The sequence below is a fragment of the Pseudomonas emilianonis genome (genome assembly GCF_023072625.1).
GTDB lineage: Bacteria > Pseudomonadota > Gammaproteobacteria > Pseudomonadales > Pseudomonadaceae > Aquipseudomonas > Aquipseudomonas paraveronii.
The window spans coordinates 1-3,581 of sequence record NZ_JAKNRV010000452.1; the positions used below are offsets into that span (position 1 = coordinate 1).

General features: G+C 62.2%; 4 protein-coding genes. 3 read left to right on the plus strand and 1 reads right to left on the minus strand.

What is annotated here, in order from left to right; genetic code table 11:
• Positions 1–613, plus strand: a 613-nt coding sequence (locus L9Z73_RS27300; RefSeq protein ID WP_247407741.1) for an SDR family oxidoreductase, incomplete at its 5' end; no start/stop codon positions are given.
• Positions 614–661: 48 nt separating this feature from the next.
• Here the strand turns inward: L9Z73_RS27300 and L9Z73_RS27305 are convergent.
• Positions 662–1,972 carry an MFS transporter gene (locus L9Z73_RS27305; RefSeq protein ID WP_247407743.1) on the minus strand — a complete coding sequence of 437 codons (1,311 nt, stop codon included), beginning with the start codon at positions 1,970–1,972 and terminating at the stop codon, positions 662–664.
• 161 nt (positions 1,973–2,133) lie between these two features.
• Between L9Z73_RS27305 and L9Z73_RS27310 the strand changes: the two genes are divergently transcribed.
• Positions 2,134–3,240: a sugar diacid recognition domain-containing protein gene (locus tag L9Z73_RS27310; RefSeq protein ID WP_247407745.1), complete on the plus strand. Its 1,107-nt coding sequence runs from the start codon at positions 2,134–2,136 to the stop codon at positions 3,238–3,240.
• A gap of 91 nt (positions 3,241–3,331) precedes the next feature.
• The coding region (locus L9Z73_RS27315; protein WP_247407747.1) for a glycerate kinase at positions 3,332–3,581 on the plus strand (250 nt) is incomplete at its 3' end.

Here is a 3,581-nt window from a genome sequence, read left to right on the forward strand (position 1 = left end):
CGCACAGGTGGTGCTGGCCGGACGGCGTGTGTCCTCCGGCGTCGAGAGCGGCGTGCGCAGCGAACCGGTGGATGTCACCGACAGCGCCTCCCTGCAACGTCTGTTCGAAGCCGTGGGGCGCTTTGATCATCTGGTCTATACCGCCGGCCCGTCAGTGCGCGCCAAAAACCTGATCGACACCGACCTGGACGAAGCCCAAGACAATTTCAACGTCAAACTCTGGGGCTCATTGCGCGCGATCCAACTGGCGCTGCCGTTCCTCGACGAGCACGGCAGCATCAGCCTGACTTCCGGCCAACTCGGCCGCAAATTTGCGCCAGGCCAGTTCATCAAGACCGGCATCAATGCCGCGACCGAAGCTCTGGGCAAGCAATTGGCCAAGGAGTTGGCACCGCGTCGGGTCAATGTGATCTGCCCTGGCGTGATCGACACGCCGGCGTATGCCGGGTTGGACGAAGCGCAGCGCCTGGCGATGTTTGCCAGCGTGGGGGACACATTGCCGGTAGGGCGCGTCGGGCAGGCCGACGAAGTGGCGGAGGGGTATGTATTGGCCATGGAGAATGGCTTTATGACCGGCGCCGTGATTGATATCAACGGCGGCGGGCTGTTGTAAACACCGCATGACAGGTGGGAGCAGGCTTGCCCCACCTGTACGCCCGTGTCAGACCTTGAGGGTCCGGGTCATACGCAATGCCAACACACTGCCGGCGACGATCACCGCGGCCAGTAGGTACAGCGCACTATCCGTGGACCCGGTGGCATCTTTCACAAAACCGACGATATACGGGCTGAGGAAGCCAGCCATCTGGCCCATCGAGTTGATCAACGCCAGGCCGCCTGCCGCCGCGCCCGCACTGAGCATGGCAGTGGGCACCGGCCAGAACATCGGCAGGCCGGTGAGGGCGCCCATAGTGGCGATGGTCAGGCCGAGAATCGCGATAGCCGGGGTGGTGGCGAAATTCACCGCGATCACCAGGCCCAGAGCGCCCATCAACATCGGCGCCACCAAATGCCAGCGCCGCTCCTTGCGCAAGTCAGCCGAGCGGCCCACCAGCAACATGAACACGGCGGCCAGCAGGTAGGGAATCGCGCTGAGCCAGCCAATCACCAGGTTGTCGCTGAAACCCAGGTTCTTGATGATCGACGGCAGCCAGAAGTTGATCGCGTAGACGCCACTCTGGATGCAGAAGTAGATCAGGCCGAACGCCCAGATCGCCGGGTTCTTGAACACTTCGGCGAGGGAGTCGGTGCTGGTTTTCGGCTTGTTTGCCAAGTCAGTGGCGTGGTCGGCTTCCAGTACCGCACGCTCATGCGGCTTGAGCCACTTGGCGTTGGCAAAGCTGTCGCTGAGCAGGAAGTAGGCGAGGGCACCCAGAATCACGGTCGGGATGCCTTGCAACAGGAACATCCACTGCCAGCCGGCGAGGCCGCCTTGGCCGGTGCCGAAGTGGTTGAGAATCCAGCCGGAAAACGGGCTGCCCAGCAGGCCGGACACCGGAATCGCCGACATGAACAACGCCATGATCCGCCCACGGCGGAACGTCGGGAACCACTGCGAGAGATACAGCACCACACCGGGGAAGAAGCCGGCTTCGGCGGCACCGGTAAACAGGCGTAACGTATAGAAATGCGTCGGCGTGGTGACGAACAGCAGGCAGGTGGACAGCGCGCCCCAGACGATCATCATCAAGGCAATCCAGCGCCGCGGACCGAACTTGGTCAGCGCCAGGTTGCTCGGCACGCCACACAGCACGTAGCCAATAAAGAAGATCCCGGCACCCAGGCCGTATACGGTTTCGCTGAACTTCAGCGCATCGAGCATCTGCAACTTGGCGAAGCCAACGTTTACCCGGTCAAGGTAGTTGAACAGGTAGCAGATGAAAATGAATGGGATCAGGCGCAGGGTAATGCGCTTGTAGATGGCGTTTTTATCGTCATCGGTGGCCAGTGGGGCAGCGGCGCTCTGTGACATGGGAGTCTCTCTTTATTATGATTTTTCGCGATGCGCGGGTAACGTTGATCGCCCAATGAGTCTCGGCCACCTGGCGGGGTGCTGTCTTTGTGCTCGCGCACAGTGAAGCATCCTTTGCGCTGTGCCGATGAACAACCTTCGCTTTCAAGGAAATTAACCCCATGTTCGAGCTGGATCATGACCTGGCGCAGGATATCGTCGATCGCACCATGGCGATCCTGCCGCATAACGTCAACGTCATGGACAGCCAGGGCCTGATCCTTGGTAGCGGCGAGCCGGAGCGCATCAATACGCGGCATGAAGGCGCGCAACTGGTGTTGGCCAATGGTCGGGTGGTGGAGATCGACGGGCAGACCGCCAAACACCTCAAGGGCGTGCAACCCGGCATCAACCTGCCGCTGATGCACGACCAGCGCCTGATCGGCGTGCTCGGCATTACCGGCGAACCGGAGGGGCTGCGCACTTACGCCGAACTGGTGCGCATGACGGCAGAAATGCTGGTCAGTCACCGTCATCAGCAAGCCGAGCAACAATGGCGACGCCAGCGCTGCGACGATTTGCTGGCGTTGCTGCTGGCCGAGACCGGCGACTCGCCGCGTCTGGTGGATGAGGCGCAGCAACTGGGGCTCAAGCCGCAGATGGCGCGCACACCGTATCTATTCGAGTTGGGTGCGGGGCAGACGGCGGAGGCGTTGAGTGCCTGGTTGACGTCGCGCTATCCAGACAGTTGGTGCGTCAGCTCCGCGCAGTATTCCTTGCTATGGTGCAGGCCGGCGGCGGTACAGGTGGACAATCCACGCCTGCTGGAAAAGCTCCAGGGCCTGGGCTGGAATATCCAGCGGGTGGCGGTCGGCGGGCAAGCCGATGGCTTGGCGGGGTTGCGTCGTTGTTATCGGCGTGTGGGCGATTTGCTGGCCTACGGTCGTGACGTACTTCCGCACTCGCGGCTGCTGACCCTCAACCGCTATCGCCTGCCGGTGATGCTCTGGCGGCATCGCAACGACGATGCCCTGGACGAATTGCTCAACCCGCTGCGAAAAGTGCTGGCCAAGGACAACAACGGCCAACTGCAGGCCACCTTGCGCAGTTGGTGCGAACACGACGGGCAAAGCCAGGCGTGTGCCGATGCGCTGGGCATTCACCGCAACAGCCTGCGCTACCGCATGGAGCGCATTGCCGAACTCAGCGGGGTCGACCCGTTGACCCTGGACGGCATGCTCGCGCTGTACCTCGGTGTCCAGTTGCTGCCCCAGACTTTGTCGGAATGACCAACAAGCCAGGTTCGTACTTGTGCATCGGACCAGCGTCATTGCCGCTGGCAACTGGCAGCATGGGCGTCATAAAAACCGGAGAAAGCCCATGAAAATCATCATCGCCCCCGATTCGTTCAAGGACAGCCTGAGTGCCGAAGGTGTCGCCCAGGCCATTGCCGAAGGCTTGGCGCAGGTCTGGCCGGAGGCGCAATTGGTCCAATGCCCGATGGCGGACGGCGGTGAAGGCACGGTGGAGTCGGTACTCGCCGCCTGCCAGGGCGAGTTGCGGCGCCAGTCGGTGAAAGGCCCCTTGGGCGCCACAGTGGATGCGCATTGGGGCTGGCTCGCCGACAGCC